Annotated in this window: 17 protein-coding genes and 2 pseudogenes; 12 read left to right on the top strand and 7 right to left on the bottom strand. The window is 72.4% G+C overall.

Annotated elements, in window-relative coordinates:
- Positions 1 to 86: 86 nt before the first annotated feature.
- Complete coding sequence (locus V2W30_RS28135) at positions 87 to 1,100, top strand: NADP-dependent oxidoreductase (RefSeq protein WP_338700865.1); 1,014 nt, start codon at positions 87 to 89, stop codon at positions 1,098 to 1,100.
- A gap of 68 nt (positions 1,101 to 1,168) precedes the next feature.
- Here V2W30_RS28135 and V2W30_RS28130 read toward each other — a convergent pair whose 3' ends face one another.
- A complete protein-coding gene (locus V2W30_RS28130; protein ID WP_338700864.1) occupies positions 1,169 to 1,720 on the bottom strand; it encodes a GNAT family N-acetyltransferase in 552 nt (183 codons plus the stop codon).
- A gap of 76 nt (positions 1,721 to 1,796) precedes the next feature.
- On the opposite strand from V2W30_RS28130, the gene V2W30_RS28125 reads away from it, so the two are divergent.
- The 8 genes and pseudogenes from V2W30_RS28125 to V2W30_RS28090 all read left to right on the top strand — a co-directional run bounded on the left by V2W30_RS28125 (position 1,797) and on the right by V2W30_RS28090 (position 7,575).
- Positions 1,797 to 2,261: a CDP-alcohol phosphatidyltransferase family protein gene (locus V2W30_RS28125; RefSeq protein WP_338700863.1), complete on the top strand. Its 465-nt coding sequence runs from the start codon at positions 1,797 to 1,799 to the stop codon at positions 2,259 to 2,261.
- Positions 2,258 to 2,395: a hypothetical protein gene (locus V2W30_RS28120; protein WP_338700861.1), complete on the top strand. Its 138-nt coding sequence runs from the start codon at positions 2,258 to 2,260 to the stop codon at positions 2,393 to 2,395. The genes V2W30_RS28125 and V2W30_RS28120 overlap by 4 nt, the downstream gene beginning before the upstream one ends.
- Positions 2,392 to 3,264, top strand: a complete 873-nt coding sequence (locus V2W30_RS28115; RefSeq protein WP_338700860.1) for a phosphatidate cytidylyltransferase — start codon at positions 2,392 to 2,394, stop codon at positions 3,262 to 3,264. The genes V2W30_RS28120 and V2W30_RS28115 overlap by 4 nt, the downstream gene beginning before the upstream one ends.
- 268 nt (positions 3,265 to 3,532) lie before the next feature.
- Complete coding sequence (locus V2W30_RS28110) at positions 3,533 to 4,348, top strand: hypothetical protein (RefSeq protein WP_338700858.1); 816 nt, start codon at positions 3,533 to 3,535, stop codon at positions 4,346 to 4,348.
- Positions 4,345 to 4,704: pseudogene (locus tag V2W30_RS28105) on the top strand (1-acyl-sn-glycerol-3-phosphate acyltransferase); the annotation flags it as partial. The gene V2W30_RS28110 and the pseudogene V2W30_RS28105, both read left to right, overlap by 4 nt.
- A gap of 92 nt (positions 4,705 to 4,796) precedes the next feature.
- Positions 4,797 to 5,561 carry a 1-acyl-sn-glycerol-3-phosphate acyltransferase gene (locus V2W30_RS28100; protein WP_338703955.1) on the top strand — a complete coding sequence of 255 codons (765 nt, stop codon included), beginning with the start codon at positions 4,797 to 4,799 and terminating at the stop codon, positions 5,559 to 5,561.
- A gap of 118 nt (positions 5,562 to 5,679) precedes the next feature.
- Complete coding sequence (locus tag V2W30_RS28095) at positions 5,680 to 6,615, top strand: NADP-dependent oxidoreductase (protein WP_338700856.1); 936 nt, start codon at positions 5,680 to 5,682, stop codon at positions 6,613 to 6,615.
- Between the two features lie 93 nt (positions 6,616 to 6,708).
- On the top strand, positions 6,709 to 7,575 hold the full coding sequence (locus tag V2W30_RS28090) for an alpha/beta fold hydrolase (RefSeq protein WP_338700855.1): 867 nt from the start codon (positions 6,709 to 6,711) through the stop codon (positions 7,573 to 7,575).
- 20 nt (positions 7,576 to 7,595) lie between these two features.
- Here V2W30_RS28090 and V2W30_RS28085 read toward each other — a convergent pair whose 3' ends face one another.
- From V2W30_RS28085 to V2W30_RS28065, 5 genes are all read right to left on the bottom strand, one after another.
- Positions 7,596 to 9,713, bottom strand: a complete 2,118-nt coding sequence (locus tag V2W30_RS28085) for a regulator (protein WP_338700853.1) — start codon at positions 9,711 to 9,713, stop codon at positions 7,596 to 7,598.
- Between the two features lie 137 nt (positions 9,714 to 9,850).
- Positions 9,851 to 10,798: a PP2C family protein-serine/threonine phosphatase gene (locus V2W30_RS28080; RefSeq protein WP_338700852.1), complete on the bottom strand. Its 948-nt coding sequence runs from the start codon at positions 10,796 to 10,798 to the stop codon at positions 9,851 to 9,853.
- Positions 10,799 to 10,994: 196 nt separating this feature from the next.
- The gene (locus V2W30_RS28075) at positions 10,995 to 11,798 is read right to left on the bottom strand and encodes a glucose 1-dehydrogenase (RefSeq protein ID WP_338700850.1); all 804 of its coding nucleotides are present in this window, start codon (positions 11,796 to 11,798) and stop codon (positions 10,995 to 10,997) included.
- A 237-nt stretch (positions 11,799 to 12,035) separates the two neighbouring features.
- Positions 12,036 to 13,667, bottom strand: a complete 1,632-nt coding sequence (gene pruA, locus V2W30_RS28070) for an L-glutamate gamma-semialdehyde dehydrogenase (protein WP_338703787.1) — start codon at positions 13,665 to 13,667, stop codon at positions 12,036 to 12,038.
- 61 nt (positions 13,668 to 13,728) lie between these two features.
- Positions 13,729 to 14,655 carry a proline dehydrogenase family protein gene (locus V2W30_RS28065; RefSeq protein ID WP_338700848.1) on the bottom strand — a complete coding sequence of 309 codons (927 nt, stop codon included), beginning with the start codon at positions 14,653 to 14,655 and terminating at the stop codon, positions 13,729 to 13,731.
- 178 nt (positions 14,656 to 14,833) lie between these two features.
- Between V2W30_RS28065 and V2W30_RS28060 the strand changes: the two are divergent.
- Positions 14,834 to 16,071, top strand: a pseudogene (locus V2W30_RS28060) (PucR family transcriptional regulator).
- On the opposite strand, the gene V2W30_RS28055 reads toward V2W30_RS28060, so the two are convergent.
- Entirely contained in the window at positions 16,068 to 16,652 is a 585-nt protein-coding gene (locus tag V2W30_RS28055; protein WP_338700847.1) for a TetR/AcrR family transcriptional regulator, read from the bottom strand. The pseudogene V2W30_RS28060 and the gene V2W30_RS28055 sit on opposite strands and share 4 nt — an antisense overlap.
- Positions 16,653 to 16,735: 83 nt before the next feature.
- Here V2W30_RS28055 and V2W30_RS28050 point away from each other — a divergent pair, with 83 nt between their 5' ends.
- Positions 16,736 to 18,247, top strand: a complete 1,512-nt coding sequence (locus V2W30_RS28050; RefSeq protein ID WP_338700846.1) for an MFS transporter — start codon at positions 16,736 to 16,738, stop codon at positions 18,245 to 18,247.
- Positions 18,248 to 18,335: 88 nt separating this feature from the next.
- Positions 18,336 to 19,304 (top strand): SDR family NAD(P)-dependent oxidoreductase, encoded by a 969-nt coding sequence (locus V2W30_RS28045; RefSeq protein WP_338700844.1) that lies wholly within the window; start codon positions 18,336 to 18,338, stop codon positions 19,302 to 19,304.
- Positions 19,305 to 19,428 lie beyond the last annotated feature (124 nt).

Here is a 19,428-nt window from a genome sequence, read left to right as displayed (position 1 = left end):
CTTCTATGAGGACCGCTCATGGGTGCGGCCGCTGCATGAGCGCAACCCACTGCCCGACGCGCGCATTCCTTCCTACGGTCACCGGCATGAGCAACGACCTCGCCGTCACCGTGCAGCAGACCGCCCGTCCGAACGGGCCCGCCGGCGCCGACCACTTCCGCTTCGTCGAGTCCCCCGTCCCCGCGCCGGCGCCCGGCACCGCCCTCGTCGAGAACCTCCACTGGTCCGTCGACCCGTACCACCGGGAAATGATGGACGAGTCGCCGTACGGCTCGTTCGCCCTGAACGCCCCGCTGGAGGGCCGCACGCTCGGCCGGGTGACCGCGTCGCGCACGCCGGAGCTGACCGAGGGCGAGATCGTCTTCCACCGCCACGGCTGGCGCACGCACTCCGTGGTCCGCCCGGACGAGGCCCGACGCCTCCCCTCCTTCGACAAGGTGCCGCTCTCCGCACACCTGAGCGTCCTCGGCGGTACGGGTCTGACGGCGTACGTGGGCCTGACCCGGATCGCCGAACTCCGGCCCGGACAGGACCTGTTCGTATCGGCGGCGGGCGGCGGGGTCGGCACCGCGACGGGCCGGTTCGCCCGGCTGCTCGGCGCGGGACGGATCGTGGGAAGCGCGGGGTCGCGGGCGAAGGCCGCGTATCTGACGGAGCGGGTCGGCTACGACGAGGTGTTCGACTACCGCGCGGGACGCGTCCACGACCTCCTGGCGAAGGCCGCGCCGACCGGCATCGACGTCTTCGTCGACAACGTCGGCGGGGAGCAGCTCGGCGCGGCGATCGGGGCGCTGCGCAGGCGCGGCCGCGTGGTGCGGATCGGCACGGTCGGCCAGTACGACACCGGGGCCGAGGCGCCCCCGGTCGTCTTCAACCACGCGGACGTCGTCGAGAAGAGCCTGCGCGTCGAGGGCTTCCTCGTGTCCGACTACCGGGACGTGCAGGAGGAGTTGTACGCGTTCGCGGTGCCGCACCTGCAGAGCGGCCGGCTCGGCCTCGACGAGACGGTGGTGGACGGGTTCGAGCGGATCGTGGAGGCGTTCCTGGGGATGCTGCGCGGGGCGAACGTGGGGAAGGTGGTGGTCCGCGCGGCCGCCTGATCGCGTCACAGCGCGATCGCCTGATCGCGTCACAGCGCGATCGCCTGATCGCCTGATCGCCTGATCGCCTAGAGGAGATCACCGTCGCGCCAGTCGAACAGGAGGGGGTGGTCCTGGTCGAGGAGGACGCGGACGGTCGCGGCGGGGAACAGGAACGGCGGTGCCTCGTCCGGCAGGTCGACCGTCCCGGCCGGCCCGTACGCGGCGAACGGTCCGTCCCACGCCGCCCAGCCGCGCCCCTCGTACAGGCGGCGCCCCGCGCTCGACGCGGAGAGCGCGCCGAAGTCGTACGCGGCGGCGATCACCCGTTCCAGGGCGCCGGTCACCTGCCCGCCGAGCCCGGTGCGGCGCGCGTCGGCGCGGACGGCGACGGCCTCCACGTAGCCGACGCGCAGCGTGCGGCCGCGGTGGACCACGTGGCGCTGGACGACGGAGCCGTGGGCGAGCAGCGCGCCGGTGCCGTCGTGGACGAGAGCGTGCACGCCGCCGAGGGAGTGCGCCCAGTCCTCGTCGGAGAAGTCGCCGTCGAAGGCGTCGTCCAACAGAGCGCGGACGGCGGCGAGTTCGGCGGGCGCGAGGTCGGCGGTGTGGGCGGTGCGGGCGGTGCGCGGCGTGGTCACCGGCACACGGTACTCACGCCCGAATTGAGTACGCGCCCCGATTCGCACGCGGCGTCACGGGAGCAGAGTCGGTCTCATGAACGGCCTCTACTCCTTGAAGCCCTGGTACGCGGACCGGCTCGCCGGTGTCCGTGCCGGGTGCGCGGCGCGTGGCGTCTCGCCCGACACCCTGACCTGGGCGGGTGTGGCGTGCGGCGCGGCGGCGGGCGCGGCGCTCGCGTTCCTGCCCGCGCCGTTCGCCGCGCTGCCGGTGGCGGTGCTGCTCGCGGCGCGGCTCGGCTTCGCCAACCTGGACGGGGCGCTGGCCCGTGACACGGGTCGCACCACCCGGCGCGGCGCCGTCCTCAACGAACTCGGCGACCGAGCGGCCGACTTGGCGATGCTGGCCGGTTTCCTGACCGTGGCCCCGCTGTGGCTGGTGGCCACGGCGGCGCTCGCGGCGACGCTGCCCTCCTGGCTCGCGCTCGCGGGCGCGGCGGCGGGCGCCCCGCGCCGCAACGGCGGCCCCTCGGCAAGACCGAACGCTGCCTGCTGGTCGTGATCGCCGCCGCGTCGGGCTGGTACGCACCGGTCCTCGCGGTCGTCGCGGCGGGCTCCATCGTGACGGCCGGGGTCCGACTCCGCTGGATCTGGCGGGAGTTGGGCACCGAGGCCGCCGCGGGGAGCCGGCGATGAGCGCGCTGTTCGTCGCAGGTGAGGCGGTGGCGCGGGCGGTGCCCGTCGTGGGCGGGGTGCTCGGCGCCGGTGGCGTGGCCGTGGCGGCGCTGCCCGCGCGGGTGCGGATGCGGGCCGAGCTGCGCAGGCGGTGGCGGAGCTGGGCGCTGGCCGCGCCGCTGTTCCTCGGCGCGTTCCTCCTCGGGCGGGCGGGGACGTTCGCGCTCGCTGCGGGGCTCGGGGTCGTCGCGGTGGGCGAGTACGCGCGGATGGCGGGCCTCGGCCGAGGCGAACGGATCGTGTTGGGCGCGGCCGCCGTCGCGGTGCCGGGTCTCGCGTGGGCGGTGCCCGGCGTGGACGCGGTACGGGCGGCGGGGGCCCTGCTGGGGGCGGCGGTGATCGTGGCCGTCGTCTCCGGGGACGCCAGCGGCGGCTTCACCCGGGCCTGCCGCACCCTGTTCGGCCTCGTCTGGATCCCGGTGGCCCTGGCCGGTCTCGTCGCCCTCGACGCGGACACGGCGCTGGCCGTCGGAGTGGCGGTGGCGTTCGGGGATGTCGGGGCGTGGTGCGCGGGCACGGCACTCGGCCGTCGCGGGCCGCTCTCGTACCCCCTGTCGCCGCTGTCCCCGAACAAGACGTGGGCGGGCGTCGCGGGCGCCGCCTGCGCGACGGCCGCCGCGCTCGCGGTGGTCGGGGCCTTCGCCATCACCCTCTGGGCCGCCGTGCTGGCCGGAGCGGTGCTCGGGGACCTGGTCGAGTCGATGGTGAAACGGGAGGCGGGCGTGAAGGACGCGGGCACCTGGCTCCCGGGCTTCGGCGGCCTCCTCGACCGCGTCGACTCCCTCCTGGTGGCGCTGCTGCTGGTGATGGCGACGGGGGTGGGGCTGTGAGCACGCGTACGTCGGTGACGGCATCGGAGGTGAAGCGATGAGCACGCACACGCCACGCCCGCCCGGACCGGGACAGGGGCCGGGCGGCGATCACGGGGAGCACGGGGGCCGGGGGGACCGTGACATCCGGGGCGTCCGGGGTGAGTGGGGTGAGTGGGGTGAGTGGAGCGACCGTGTCGACCGGAGTGACCGTGTCGACGGGGGCGACCCGGGTGACCGTGTCGACCCGAGTGACCGGGGAGACCACCGACGCGCCCTCCACGCCGACATGGTCCCGGACGCCGACCCCGGAGCCGAACCCGGCGCCGGGCCCGGGGGCGAACCCTGCCTCGACCCTCGCCTCGAACCTGACGCCGAGCCCGGGGGCGGCCCCTGCCTGGACCCTGGCGCCGAGCCCGGGGACGATCCCCGCCTCGAACGCGACGCTGAGCCCGGGGACGACCCCCACCTCGAACCCGACGCCGAACCCGGGGACGACCCCCGCCTCGAACCCGGCACCGAACCCGGGGACGACCCCCACCCCGAACCCGACACCAAACCCGACACCGGGCCTGGCACCAAGCCGGGGAGCGAACTCCGCGCCGGTCCCGGGCTGGAACCCAATCTCGAACCCGGTGTCGAACCGCGCGGCGAACCCGGCATCGGTCCTCGCGTCGAACCCCTCTCCGGCCCCGGCCGAGACCCCGGCGCGGATCCCGGCCTCGACCTCGATCTCGCGTCCGACCTCGATCTCGCGTCCGATCTGGATCTCGTGTCCGGCCTCGGCTTCGGCCCCGACCCCGGTACCGACACCGACACCGACACCGATCTGGACCTCGATCTCGATCTCGACCCCGATCTCGACCTCGACTCAGCCCCCAACCCCAACCCCAACCCCGACTCCAACTCCAACCCCAACTCCAACCCCAGCCCTGGCCCCGGACCCGATCTCGATCTCGATCTCGACCTGGACCTCGACCCCGATCTCCACCTCACCCCCTCCGCCCTCTCCCCCGGCCCCGACCTGGACCTGGATCTCGCCCTCGACCTGGACCTCGTTCTAGGCCTCGACCTGGACCCCGACCACCGAGACGGTGCCTCATGACCACGCCCGCCGCACCCACACCGGCGCCCACGCCCACCGGCACCCACCCGCCCCGCAACTCCACCCCCGCCCGGCTGCGGCGCGCACTGTGGCGTACGGCTCTCACGCTCACCGGTGGCGTCGAGACGCGGGGCCGGCTGCCGCGGGGCGGCTGCGTGGTCGTCGCGAACCACTCCTCGCACGCCGACACCGCCGCCCTGCTCGCCGCGCTCGACGCCCGGCACGGCCCGGCGATCGGCGCGGCCGCCGACTACTGGTTCGCGTCCCCGTACCGGGCGCGGATCTGCCGCCGGCTGGCCGCCGGGTTCCCGGTGCGCCGCTCGGGCGGCGGGACGGACGACCTCCTCGCGCACGTCCCGGCACTGCGCGCGGGCGGCGCGGTCGTGCTGTTCCCGGAGGGGACGCGGGGCGCGACGGCGCGCTCGGCACGTTCCACCGGGGCGCCCTGGTGCTCGCCGAGGCCGCGGGCGTGCCCGTCGTGCCGGTCGGCATCGCGGGCACAGACCGGCTGCTGCCCAAGCACGGCAGGCTGCGTCCGTCGCTGGTCCGCGTCCGGATCGGCGACCCGCTGCCGGCGTCCACGACCCCGGACGAGGCACGCGCCGCGGTGGCCGCCCTCCATGACCGTACGGTCGCCGAACCGCTCGCGGACTCGCGCGTCCGCAAGCGGGTCGCGCGTGTCGTCGGGTCGCGGGCCGGGCTGCCGCTGGCCTTCGTCTGGGCGGGCGCGGAGGCGCTCAGCTGGCCGCTGATGCCCGAGCTGCTGCTCGCGATCGCCTGCGTGGCGATGCCGCGCCGCGCCCTCGGCCTCTCCGTCGCCGCGCTCGCGGGCAGCCTGGCGGGCGGCCTGCTCGCCCTCCAACTGGCCTCCACCGGAGTCCAGTTGCCCGCTCCGCTGACCACGGACCGGATGCGCGCCGAGGTGCGTCACGAACTGGTCGCCGAGGGCGCGGCCGCCGTCCGCCACCAGCCGTGGAACGGCATCCCCTTCAAGGTCTACGCGCATGAGGCCGGCCGCGCCGACGTGCCCGCCGGCGACTTCCTGGCCGCCGCGGCCCGCGCGCGCGGCACCCGCACCCTCGCGGTCGGGCTCGCGTTCGGCGCGTTCGGGTTCCTCGCGCACCGGATGCGGCGCCGCTACGGCACGTATCTGATACTCCTCGGCGCCGGGTTCACGGTGGGGCTCACGCTGATCGTGGCGGGCTGGTCCTAGCCAACCCAAGGCGCCCCACCAGCCCCTCCCGACTCCCCCTGCAACAGTGGCAGTTGACGCCGGTCGCGGACTCCGCACGATGGACCCAGAACCGACCGGCCGGCGAGGGAGACCCATCATGAGCTCCACCATGCGCGTCATCAGCCAGCGCCGCCTCGGCGGCCCCGAAGTGCTCGAAGTGGCGACCGTGGAGCGGCCCGAACCGCACGAGGGCGAGGCGCTCGTGCGGGTGCACGCCGCGGGGGTCAACCCCGTCGACTGGCAGGCGCGTTCGGGTGACGCGCCGCTTTTCGGCGACCCGCCGTTCACGCTCGGCTGGGACATCTCCGGGGTCGTCGAGGCGGCCGGGCAGGACGTCACGACGTTCCGGCCGGGCGACGAGGTGTTCGGAATGATCCGCGGCGGCGGCTACGCCGAGTACGCCGTGGTGCGCACCGAGCACCTGGCGCCGAAGCCGTCGTCCGTGGACCATGTGCACGCGGCGGCGACTCCGGCGGCCGCGCTCACCTCCTGGCAGGCGCTGGTCGACACGGCCCAGATCGGCCCGGGGCGACGGGTGTTGGTGCACGCGGCGGCGGGCGGAGTCGGCCACATCGCCGTACAGATCGCGAAGGCCGAGGGCGCGTACGTCATCGGCACGGCGGGCGCCGACAAGCACGACTTCCTGCGCGACCTGGGCGTCGACGAGCCGGTCGACTACACGGCGACCGACTTCGCCCGGACGGTACGGGACGTCGACGTAGCCTTCGACCTGATCGGCGGTGACTACGGCCCGCGCACCCTGGCCACGCTGCGCCCCGGCGGCCTGCTGGTCTCGGCGGCCCTCGCGGACCTGGGCATCACCCAGGAGGACGCGGAGGCCCGGGACGTACGGTTCGCGTCGGTGGCGGTGCAGCCGTCGGGCGCCACGCTGCGCAAGGTCGCGGCGCTGATGGCGGCGGGCCGGATCCGCCCGCACGTCTCGGCACGGCTGCCGTTGGAAGAGGTGGCCAAGGCGCACGAGATGAGCGCGACGGGCCACACACAGGGAAAGATAGTCCTCACCCTCACCTAACCCTCATCACCTCATTGACCGGTTAGCTGCCCGCGTGCTCTACTTCCCCCACCGAGGCGCAACCATTCAAACGCACTTGAGGGGTTAGTCATCATGGCGACAGTCACCGTCCGCGGTCACGAGATCCACTATGTGGAGGCCGGGTCCGCCGACGCTCCCGTCCTGCTGCTCCTGCACGGCTTCCCGACCAGTTCGCGCATGTTCCGCGACCTGATCCCCCGCCTCGCCGCGCGCCACCGGGTCATCGCCCCGGACCACCTCGGCTTCGGCCGCTCGGCGGCGCCGGACGCGGAGTCCTTCCCGTACACCTTCGCCGAACTGGCCGCTCTCACGGCCGAGTTCACGACCGCGCTGGGCCTCGACCGGTTCGCGCTCTACGTCCAGGACTACGGCGCCCCCATCGGCCTGCGCCTCGCCCTCGCGCACCCCGAGCGCGTCACCGCGATCATCACGCAGAACGGCAACGCCTACGAGGAGGGGCTCGGTGCCGAGGCGTGGGCGCCGGTCCTCGCCTACATCGCCGACCCGAGCGAGAAGACCGCCGAGCCGGTCCGCGCGATCCGCTCGCTCGACGGCATCAAGTGGCAGTACGAGACCGGGGTCCCGGCGGCCTACCGCGACCGCCTCGACCCGTCGGCCTGGGAGCGGGACGCGGCGGACATGGCGCGCGAGGGGCAGGACGCGATCCAGCTCGCGCTCATGGCCGACTACGGCACCAACATCGACCTGTACCCGGCGTTCCACGACTACTTCCGCAGGTCACAGGTGCCGCTGCTGGCGGTGTGGGGTGCGCACGACCAGGTGTTCGTACGGGAGGGGGCGACGGCGTTCCTGCGGGACCTGCCGGAGGCGGAGGTGCACCTGCTGCCGACGGGCCACTTCGCGCTGGAGACGCACGCGGAGCAGGCGGCGGCACTGATCGACGACTTCCTGCGGCGGCGCGTGCCCGCGCGACCGTGAGAAGACCCGAGCCCCGGGACCTAGCAGGTGGTGTGCAGCGGCTCGGGCGCGCGGTGCAGGGCGAGGGCGACCGCCTCGTCCAGGCCGAGGCTCGCGCCCCGCTCGAACGCCTCCTCGTACGCCTGGTCGCCGAGGCCCTCGCGGGCGAGCGCGACGGCCGTGTCGTGCGGCGCGTTGAAGTACACGGATCCGAACAGGGGCAGACCCACCCGGCCCCAGATGCCGCGTGCCGCGCCCTGGAGCACGGCCGCCTGCTCGCAGTCACCGCCGGACGCCCAGAGCAGGGCGATGACCTCGACGGGCAGGACGACCCCGACGAGGTCACGGAACTCGTAGTTGATGACCAGGCAGTCCTCGGCGAGCTTCGCCGCCTCCTCGCCCTCGCCGCCCGCCCAGGCGGCGAAGGCGAGGACGTAGAGGGCATAGGCCTTGGCCCAGCGCTCGCCGTGCGTCTCGCACGCGGCGCGCGCCTCCTGGCAGAGGGTGACCGCCGAGGCGAGGTCGCCCTGGAAGGCGAGCGCCATGGCGAGTTCGATGCGGGCCATCATGACGTTGCTGTTGTGTTCGCCGAGCTCGGCGTAGCTGGTCAGGGAGGCCCTGAAGTACCGCTCCGCCGTGGCGTGTTCGTCCCGCATCAGGGCGGCGCAGCCGAGCCGGTGGGTGGAGTACGCGTAGGCCCGGTCGTCGTCGCTGCGCAGGGCTCCGGCCCGGCACTCGGTCAGCATGGCGGCGGCGGCGCGCGCGTCGCCCTGGAGGATGGCGATGTATCCGTCGACCCAGAGCGCCTTGAGCCGGTCCCGATGGAGTCCGGGGACCACGGCGAGCGCCCGGTCGAGCCAGTAGCGGCCGTCGCCGAGGAGTCCGCAGCCGACCCAGTAGAACCAGAGCGTCCCGGCCAGCCGGGCGCCGGCCCGCTCCTGCCCCGGCGTCGACAGGGCGAAGTCGAGCGCGGCGAGCAGCTGGGCGTGCGCGCGCCGGGTCGCGTGGAAGACGGCGGTCTGCCCCGGCCCGAACCAGGCCGCTTCGCCGCGCGCCGCGAACTCCTGGCACCAGGCGAGGTGGCGGGTGCGCGCGAACCGCTCCTCGCCCAGCCGCCGCAGCCACTCGGCGCCGTAGGCGCGAACGGTGTCGAGCTGCCTGAACCGCTCGCCGCCGAGCGGCACTTCGGCGTCCGGTCCGCCCCGCGCGCCCATGCGGCCCGCGGACTCCGCGCTGCCGTCGTCCTCCCGTACGAGCAGGGACTTCTCGACGAGTCCGGTGAGCAGGCGGCCGATGTCGGCCCGGTCGAGGGCGTCGTCGGCGCACACCTCCTCGGCGGCCTCGCGCGAGAAGGCCCCGGCGAAGACGGAGAGGCGGGCCCACAGCAACCGCTCGGCGGGCGCGCAGAGTTCGTGGCTCCAGCCGATGGTCGTCCGCAGGGTGCTGTGCCTGCTGGTGTGCTCGGGCTCGTCGGCGGCGAGCTGGAAGCGGTCGTCGAGGCGGGCGAGGAGTTCCTCGGGCTGTTCGCCGCGCAGCCGCCCCGCGGCGAGTTCGATCGCGAGCGGAATGCCGTCGAGGCGGGCGCAGATCCGCTCGACCGTGGGCCGGGTGCGCGCGGTGAGTTCGAAGCCGGGGTGGGCCGCGTGGCCGCGCTGCGCGAAGAGCTGCACCGCGTCGGCCGGCACGGACATCGGCGCGACGACGAAGAGCTCCTCGCCGCGGACGCCGAGCGGCTGCCTGCTGGTGGCGAGGATGTGCAAGCGGGGTGCGGCGCGCAGCAGTTGGGCGGTGAGCCGCGCGCACGCCTCGACGAGATGCTCGCAGGTGTCGAGGACGAGCAGCAGGTGCTTGTCGGCGAGGTGCCCCGCGAGGACCTCGTGCTGCGGCCGGGTCGTGTGGTCGGTGGCGCGCAGGGCGGTGGTGACCGCGTGCACGAGCATGTCGTCGCCCTGGAGCCCGGCCAGTTCGACGAGCCAGGCGCCGTCGGCGAATCCGTCGGCGAGGTGGGCGGCGGCGCGCAGGGCGGTGCGGGTCTTGCCGATGCCGCCGAGCCCGGTGACGGTCACCAGCCGGGAGCGGGCGCACAGGTGGCGCAGCGCCGCGACCTCGCGACGGCGTCCGATGAAGGGGGTGTTCTCCGCAGGCAGCTGGTGGGCCACGGTGCCTCGTCTCCGACAGTTCACATCACAGCGGTGTACTTCACGGCGGTGTACTTCACGGCGGTGCGCTTCACGGCGGGAGCCCGGGTTCTACGCCGAAAGGGTGACGAGAGGGGATGAGAGAGGGATGGCGGCCATCATATCGGCCGTACGTCTTCGACCGGCTGAATGTCTTCGGTCCGGATCAATTGCGGACTTTGCGACCGGAGTTGTTCGCCCTGCGCCCGAATATCTCCGTAGTCGATCAGAAGAAGAGCGACATCGTCATTGATTCGCCCTTTCGCATGCCGGCCCAGATCGGCGGAGACGGCGTCGAGGAATACCCCGGGGTCCGGGTCGTACAGGGCGACCGCACGGTCGGCGAGCGGATAGAAGGTGCCGACGGTGTCGCGCGCCTCGGTCACCCCGTCGGTGTAGAGCAGCAGCCGGTCCCCCAAGGCCAGCGGCACCGTGCTCGACCGGCACCACTCGTCCTGCAATCCGAACAGGCCGAGCGGCGGCGACGGCGGCAGGGCGTCGACGTAGGTGGCGCGGCGACCGCGGATCAGCAGGGGCGGCGGGTGGCCGCAGCAGACCAGCTCAGCCCGTCCCTCGTCGGCGGACAGGCCGAGCAGCAGCGCGGTGACGAAGTCCTCGCTGCCCTTGCGACGGGCCAGGGCCGCGTCCATGCGCTGCGCCACCATGGGCAACCGGGGCTCGCACCGGGCCAGTTCACGGAAGGCGCCGAGCGCGTCGAGCGCGGTGCCGACCGCGGGCATGCCGCTGCCCATGACGTCGCCGATCAGCACCCGGACCCCGAAGGGCGTGCTGATGACGTCGTAGATGTCTCCGCCGACCCGCGCCTCGGGCTGTGCCGCCCGGTAGCGCACCTCGGTGCGCAGTCCGTCGACGCGGCTGGGCAACGGCCGCAGCATCCCGTCCTGCAAGGTGCGGGCCACCGCCCGCGCCGACGCGAGAGCTCTCGCCTGGAAACGCAGCCGCGCGACGAACGCGGCGATCACCGTCACCAGCAACACACCGCAGAGAACAGCCGTGCCGCCCTCGTGCGACGGGAAATACAACGAGTTTTCCACGAGAATCATCATCGCTGCGCCAGCTCTGTCGACCGGGGGGCCCTCCGGATTTTAGGGCACGAGCCTCTTTCAGGTGCGGGCTTCCGGCATACGCAGAGAACACGGAAAACCCAGAGAACACAAGGACACAAGAACGCGAGAACAGGAGAACGCAAGCACGGGAGAACGGGAGAACGGGAGATTCACGGAATGCGAGCGCGGATCTCTCTCACATTCCCATGCCGCCGTCGACCGGGAGTCCCGCGCCGGTGATGAAGCGAGCGGCGTCGGAGGCGAGGAAGACCACGGCGTCGGCCATGTCGGACACCTCGCCGAGCCGTCCGAGCGGGGTGAGCCCGATGACGTCGCCGACCGCGGCCTCCGCGCTCGGCCACAGGCCCAGCGTCTCCATGTCCTGCGCGAGGCGAGTACCCATCTGGGTGGGGACCAGGCCCGGGTAGAGGCAGTTGACGCGCACCCCGTAGCCCAGCTTGCCGGACTCCAGGGCGGCGACCCGGGTGAGCCGGTCGACCGCGGACTTCGTCGCGGCATAGCCCGCGATGCCGGGGAAGGGGATCGTGGCGGCCACCGACGAGATGTTGACGATCGCGCCGCCCCGGCCGGCCGGTCCGCCGGGGCGCATCGCGCGGAAGGCGTGTTTGAGACCGAGGGCGACGCCGAGCACGTTGACGTCGAGCATCCTGCGGACGTCCGCAGGGTCGAGGTCGACGACGAGGCCGGAGATCTCCACCCCGGCGTTGTTGACGACGATGTCCAGGCCGCCGAGTTCGTCGACGGCGTGCCCGACGGCCGCCTCCCAGCTCGCGTCGTCGGTCACGTCGAGCGGTACGAACCCGGCCGTGCCACCCGTCTTCTGCAACGCCTCGGCGCTCGCCCGGCCCGCGTCCTCCTGGATGTCACCGATGACGACGGCGGCCCCCGCCCGTACGAGGGCTTCGGCCGCCCCCGCCCCGAGCCCTTGCGCGCCACCGGTCACCAGTGCCTTGCGCCCCGTCAGGTCGTACACGTTCATGGAGGTCTCCCCCTGCCGCGCCACCGCTTCACCACCGGGTCTCCGGTGGCGTGCGTCGGACAGTAGGGCTTTCCCGCGCCGCTCTCCCTACTTTGTACGACAACTCCCCCGAACAGGGCAGGAGTCGAGGAACCATGCCGCTCCCCCGCCGCACCGTGCTAGGGGCCCGGCGGACGCAAAAAAACACCGCCCCCGGCCGGGGTGGGGCCCTGGCCGGGGGCGGGATTCAGGGGGGCGTCAGCCCATGTGCGGGTACGTGTAGTCGGTCGGCGGAACCAGCGTCTCCTTGATGGCGCGGGTCAGCGTCCAGCGCATCAGGTTCTGCGGGGCACCGGCCTTGTCGTTCGTACCGGAGGCGCGACCGCCACCGAAGGGCTGCTGCCCGACGACGGCACCGGTCGACTTGTCGTTGATGTAGAAGTTGCCCGCGGCGTACCGCAGCTTCTCCATCGTGTGGGCGGCCGCGGCGCGGTCGTTCGCGATGACCGAGCCGGTCAGCGCGTAGTCCGACACGGACTCCATCTGCTCCAGCATGGCGTCGTACTGGTCGTCCTCGTAGACGTGCACGGCGAGGATCGGGCCGAAGTACTCGGTCGTGAAGACCTCGTTGGCCGGGTCGGTGCACTCGATGACGGTCGGGCGCACGAAGTAGCCGGTGGAGTCGTCGTACGTGCCGCCCGCGACGATCGTGCAGGCGTCGTCCGACTTCGCGCGGTCGATCGCGGCCTTGTTCTTGGCGAAGGACCGCTCGTCGATGACGGCGCCGATGAAGTTCGACAGGTCGGTGACGTCACCCATGGTGATGCCGTCGACCTCGGCCGCGAACTCCTCCTTGAACCCGTCGTTCCAGATGGAGGCCGGGATGTAGGCGCGCGAGGAGGCCGAGCACTTCTGGCCCTGGTACTCGAAGGAGCCGCGGGTCAGCGCGGTCTTCAGAGCGGCGCGGTCGGCGCTCGGGTGGGCGACGACGAAGTCCTTGCCGCCGGTCTCGCCGACGAGACGCGGGTAGGTGCGGTACTTCTCGATGTTGTTGCCGACCGTCTTCCACAGGTGCTGGAAGGTCTTGGTCGAACCGGTGAAGTGGATACCGGCGAGGTCGCGGTGGTTCAGGGCCACCTCGGAGACGGCGAGGCCGTCACCGGTCACCAGGTTGATGACGCCCTTCGGCAGACCCGCCTCCTCCAGGAGCTGGAGCAGCAGGACGGCGGCGTGCGTCTGCGTCGGCGACGGCTTCCACACGACGACGTTGCCCATGAGCGCGGGCGCGGTCGGCAGGTTGCCGGCGATGGCCGTGAAGTTGAACGGCGTGATCGCGTAGACGAAGCCCTCGAGCGGGCGGTGGTCCATGCGGTTCCACACGCCGGTGGAGTTCGCCGGCGGCTGCTCGGCGAGCAGGTTGCGGGCGTAGTGGACGTTGAAGCGCCAGAAGTCGACGAGCTCGCACGGGGTGTCGATCTCGGCCTGCTGGGCGGTCTTCGACTGGCCGAGCATGGTGGAGGCGGCCAGCGTCTCGCGCCACGTGGTGGAGAGCAGCTCGGCGGCGCGCAGGATGATCGCGGCGCGGTCGTCGAAGGACATCGCGCGCCAGGCCGGGGCGGCGGCCAGGGCGGCGTCGACCGCGTCCTTGGCGTCCTGCTCGGTGGCGTTGGCGTACGTACCGATGACGGCCTTGTGGTTGTGCGGCTGCACGACGTCGAAGCGCTCGCCGCCACCCATCCGACGCACGCCGCCGATGGTGCAGGGCAGCTCGATCGGGTTCTCGGCCAGCTCCTTGAGCTTGGCCTCCAGGCGGGCGCGCTCCGGGGAACCGGGGGCGTAGCCGTGCACCGGCTCGTTGACCGGGGCGGGGACCTGGGTCACGGCGTCCAGCGTCATGGGTCCGTATCTCCTTCGGGGGGTCGGGGAGTTGCGGTTCGGCAAGGGGGTGGGCTCAGCCCTTGGTGAGGATCGAGCGGGCGAAGAAGAGCAGGTTGGCCGGCTTCTCCGCGAGGCGGCGCATGAAGTATCCGTACCAGTCGGTGCCGTACGCGGTGTAGACACGCATCCGGTGACCCTCGGCGGCGAGCCGCACGTGCTCGTCGCTGCGGATCCCGTACAGCATCTGGAACTCGTACTCGTCCAGCTTGCGCCCGGCCTTGCGGGCGAGCTCCTGCGCGATGGAGATCAGGCGGGGGTCGTGGGACCCGATCATCGGGTACCCGTCGCCCTCCATGAGGATGCGCGTGATGCGCACGTACGCCTTGTCGATCTCGGCCTTGTCCTGGTACGCGACCTCGGCGGGCTCCTTGTAGGCGCCCTTCACGATCCGGACGCGGCTGCCGGCGGCGGCCAGACGGCGGGCGTCGTCCTCGGTGCGGAAGAGGTAGGACTGGATGACGCAGCCGGTCTGCGGGAAGTCCTTCCGCAGCTCCTCGTGGATGGCGAACATCGAGTCGAGGGTGGTGTGGTCCTCGGCGTCGAGCGTGACGGTCGTGCCGATCTCGGCGGCGGCCTCGACGACGGGCCGGACGTTGGCGAGGGCGAGCTCGTGGCCGCCCTCCAGCGCCTGTCCGAACATCGACAGCTTCACGGACATCTCGGCCTTGGCACCGAGGCCGAGGTCCTTGAGACGGCCGATCAGCTCCAGGTAGGCGTCGCGGGCGGCGTGCGACTGCTCGACGGTGGTGATGTCCTCGCCGACGACGTCGAGGGTGACTTCGAGCCCCTTGTCCGTGGCGTCCCGCACGATCGGGATCACCTGGTCGACCGTCTCACCGGCGATGAACCGGTCGACGACCTGCTTGGTGCCCGGCGCCGCCGACACGAAAGCGCGCATCTTGTCGCTGCGCGACGCGGCGAGGATCAGGGGAGCCAGCACGGGGCACCTCCAAAGGAGCAGGAGTGGTGAACGTTCATATAGGGCCACAATCCGTGCTTTACGGGAACAGCACGGAGAACCACCGTGAAATCTAAGGATCCCTCCGATCCTGTGCCATCGACAGCTGTCACGCATCTGTGGCCGCCACCTCAGACATCTGTATGAAGTGACGCGTGAGGTGCGCGAGAATGGCGGGGTGAAGGGCGACTACCAGGAACTGGTCGACGAGATCTCGGCGCTGCTCGGCGCGCCCGCGACGCTGGAGAACCGGGACTTCCGGCTCATCGCGTTCGGCGCGCAGCTCAGCGACACGGACGCCGACTCCGATTTCGACGCGTCGACGCTGGACCCGGTCCGCACCCGCTCGATCCTCACGCGCGGTTCCACCCCGGCGGTCCGTGCCTGGTTCGAGGGGTTCGGCATCGCCCGCGCGACCGAGCCGGTCCGCATCCCCGCGACCCCGGAGGCGGGCGTCTACCGGGGCCGCATCTGCCTGCCGGTCCGGCACCGGGGCATCGTCCTCGGTTACGTATGGCTGCTGGACGACGATCCGGGCCCGACGCAGGAGCAGCTCGACGCGGCGATGGAGGTGGCGGGCCGGATCGGGGCGCAGCTCGCCGACGAGGCGCAGGCCGGCGCGGATCTGACCCGGGAGTTCCACTCGGTGCTCACGGCGGAGCGCGGCTGGCAGCGGGACATGGCGGTGGCGGCGCTGCGCACGGCGCTCGGCGCGCGGGCGGACGGTCTGCACGCGGTGGTCTGCGTCGCGCCCTGGCCGTCGCCGGGCTCCCGGATCCGGCCGGGAGGAGGGCCTCCCCGGCGGACCCGGACGACACCCCTTCCGTACGGACCATCGCGGCGGCGGACGCGCTCTGCCTGGTGCCGTGGGGTGCGACGGGCCAGGCCCTGGCGCTCCTCGTACGACTGCGCTCGGCGGAGGTGCTGACGCCCGCGCTGACGGCGGCGGCGAAGCTGCGCGCGCGGGCCGGGGCCGCCGGGGTGGCCGCGGGCATCGGAGCCCCACGCGCGGACCTGGCGGAACTCACGGCGGCCTGGCACGAGGCGACGGCCTCGGCCCGCGCGGCGCTGGCCGACCCACGCCTGGGCCCCGACACGCAGTGGTCGGCGATCGGCCCGTACCGCCTCCTGACGGCGCTGCCGCCGGAGGCCGCCCACGATCCGGCGGTGACACCGTTGCTGGCCCCGGCCCATCACCAACTGGCGCGGACCGCCGAGGTGTTCCTCGACTGCGCGGGCCAGGCGGGCCGCGCGGCGGCGGCCCTCGGCATCCACCGCCAGACGCTCTACTACCGCCTGTCGCGGGTGGAGCAGCTCACGGGCCTCGACCTGGACGAGGGCGAGGACCGGCTGCTCCTCCACATGGCCCTGAAGGCGACGCGACTCCAGGCGCCTTAGGGCCTGTCTCCCTTCGCGAAGGTCACCATCAACTCCCTCACACCTTCGGTGAGTTCATCCGCGCTCGGCGTGAAGTCAGCGTCGAAGGTGTGCTGTGAGATGAGCCCGAGCACCAGCACCGAGAAGAACTTGCCGAGGGTGTCCACGCTCGGGTCGTCGGCGGGCGGCTCCTCGCCCATGATCAGACCGATGAACCCGCGCCCGGCCTCCCGCTGAGCCGCCGACATGTGCTCGCGCAGGGCCGGCAGCTTGTCGCCCATGGCCACCAGCTCCACGCTCAGGTGCCAGATGGAGCCGGGTTGGCCGAGCGTGCCGATGATCCCCGCCATCACGGCGCGGAACCGCTCGGCCGAGCCGGGCGCGCCCGGCAGCTCGCCGACCTCGCCCCACCCGTCGGACGCCTCCTCGGCGAGTGACACGTAGGCCTGCGCGAGCAGCGCGTCCTTCGAGCCGTAGTGGTAGCCGATGGAGGCCAGGTTGGTCCCCGACTCCTTGACGATGTCGCGCGCGGTGGTGCGCACGAACCCCTTCTCCAGCAGGCAGCGCTTGGCGCCTTCGAGCAGATCCTCACGATGTCCCATGCCCCCACCCTACCCACCATCCAGACAGATGTCTTACACACTCGTCCTATACAAGCGTGTAAAACATCCGTACAGTCCCTGTCATGACGAACTCGCCGTGCACCACCCAGCAACCCCAGGACCCCACCAACTCCCGTGCGGGGCGCAAGGAATGGACCGCGATGGCGGTCCTGATGCTCCCGCTCCTGCTCGTCTCCATGGATGTCTCGGTCCTCTACTTCGCGGTCCCGTCGATCAGCGCGGATCTGGAGCCGACCGGCACCCAGCAGCTGTGGATCTTCGACATCTACGGGTTCGTGCTCGCCGGCCTGCTGATGACGATGGGCTCGCTCGGCGACCGCATCGGCCGCCGCAAGCTGCTCATGGCGGGCGCGGTCGCGTTCGGCGCGGCCTCGGTCTGCGCGGCGTACGCGAACAGCGCGGAGATGCTCATCGCGGCCCGCGCGGTCCTGGGCGTCGGCGGCGCGACACTCATGCCGTCCACGATGGCGCTGATCCGCAACATGTTCCACGACGCCGAACAGCGCGCGAAGGCCATCGCGATCTGGACCGGCGTGATGACCGGCGGCGTAGCGTTCGGCTCCGTGCTGAGCGGCATCCTCGTCGAGCACTTCTGGTGGGGCTCGGTGTTCCTGGTGAACCTGCCCGCGATGGCCCTGCTCCTGATCCTGGCCCCGGTCCTGCTGCCCGAGTTCAAGGATCCGGCCCCCGGCCGCTTCGACGTCCTGAGCGTCCCGCTCTCGATGGCCGCGGTGCTCCCGCTCGTCTACGGCATCAAGGAGATCCCGTCCGAGGGCTTCGCTCCGGAGTACGTGATCTCGCTCGTCGCCGGCCTCGTCTTCACGGCACTGTTCGTCCGCCGCCAGCGCACGATCGCGTCGCCGATGATCTCCCCGGACCTGTTCAGGCACCGCGGCTTCGGCCCGGCGGTGGTCCTCAACCTCATCTCGGCGTTCGCGATGATGGGTTCGGCGTACTTCACGACGCAGTACCTTCAGGCGGTCCTCGGCAAGAGCGCGCTGGAGGCGGCGTTGTGGGCCCTGCTGCCCACGGTCCTCATCGGCTTCGCGGCACCGATCGCCACGGTCCTGGTCCAGCGCGGTGTGCACCGGAGCACCGTCGTCGCGGTCGGCTTCCTGACCATCGCGGCCGGCTACGGACTGCTGATCCTCACCGACACCGACTCGCTCTGGATCGCCTTGGCGGGGGCGGGAGTTCTGGCCTCGGGCGCGGTCATCGTCGGCTCCCAGCTGACCGACCTGGCGCTCGGCGCGGCCCCCGCGGAGAAGGCGGGCGCGGCCTCGTCGCTCCTGGAGACGGGCCAGGAGTTCGGCGGCGCGCTCGGCATGGCGGTCCTCGGCTCGATCGGCACGGCGGTCTACCGCCACGACCTCGCCTCGGCCCCCGACCAGGCGCGCGAGACGCTGGGCGGCGCTCTGGCGGTGGCGCACACGCTGCCGGGCCGCGCGGGTGCGGAACTCCTGTCGACGGCACGGGAGGCGTTCACGTCGGGCATGCACGCGGCGGGAGTGGCCGGAGTGATCGTCCTGACGGGAGCGGCGATCCTGGCCCGCCGAGGCCTACGAGCCGCCTGAACAGCCCTTGTCGGAACCTTGTCGGCGACATATCGGCGAAGACAGCAACCCTGAAGGAACACCACAGCCCACCCCAAGGAGCAACCTCATGCCCCCCACCCCCAACCCACCCTCCGAGCCCACCCCCAACCCACCCTCCGAGCCCACGCCCCACCCCCCAACGGTCTTGGTGACCGGGGGCAATGCCGGCATCGGCTACTTCGTATCGGAACAGTTGGCGGCGGCAGGGGCCACCGTGGTCCTGGGCAGCAGGAACCAGGCGAAGGCGGAGGCGGCGCTGACGTCCCTGCGCACCCGAATCCCCGGGGCGCGGGTGCAGCACATCCCCCTGAACCTGGCGAACCACCCCTCCCTCAGGAGAACGACAGAAGACCTACAAGCACGCGGCATCGCTCACCTGGACGCGGTGGTGCACAACGCGGGTGTGGCCCTGGACGACCCACCGCGCCAAGAGACGGAGGACGGCAACGAGCTGATGTTCGGCACGAACCACCTGGGCCACGTGGCGCTGACCCAGTGCCTGGCACCGCTCCTGCGCGCGGCACCGGCGGCCCGCGTCGTGACGGTGGGCAGCTTCGCGGCACGCTCCGAACGCCTCGACCTGAACGACCTCCAGTCGACCCGGGCCTACGCGCCCAAGCGCACCTACGGCCGCTCGAAGCTGGCACAGATGATGTTCGGCTTCGCGCTCGACCTGCGCCTTCGCGCCATCGGCAGCACCGTACAGAGCCTGGTGGCACACCCGGGCGGCGCGCTGGACGCGCTCACCCCGTCCCGCCCCTCGATCCACACGACCACCCCCGGCGCACGGCTGCGTGCCCTGCCCGCCGCGCTCCTGGTCCAGGGCAAGGAGGCCGGAGCGCGGCCGATCGTCCGAGCGGTCCTCGACCCGGAGGCGGAGGGCGGACAGCTCTGGGGCCCGCGGGTGTTCGGCCTGCGCGGAGCGCCCCGGCGCGAGCCCGTCCCCCCGCACATGGCCGACCAGGAAGTGGCCGCGCGCCTCTGGGCGGCGAGCTGCGAACTGACGGGCACGGACCCGTTCCTGGGCTTCCGCTGACGGCCAGGTGCACCCGCCCACGACGCGAGGGGACGTGTCGGGGTACCCCCGCAGGACTCCGCAGGAACACAGCGCGGGGGGCCCGACATCGGTCGTCCGGAAACAACACGACCCATCCGGCCGA

The organism is Streptomyces sp. Q6, assembly GCF_036967205.1.
Classification (GTDB): domain Bacteria; phylum Actinomycetota; class Actinomycetes; order Streptomycetales; family Streptomycetaceae; genus Streptomyces; species Streptomyces citrinus.
Note: the sequence above shows the minus strand (reverse complement) of the source record. Positions and strands in the feature narration are given on the sequence as shown.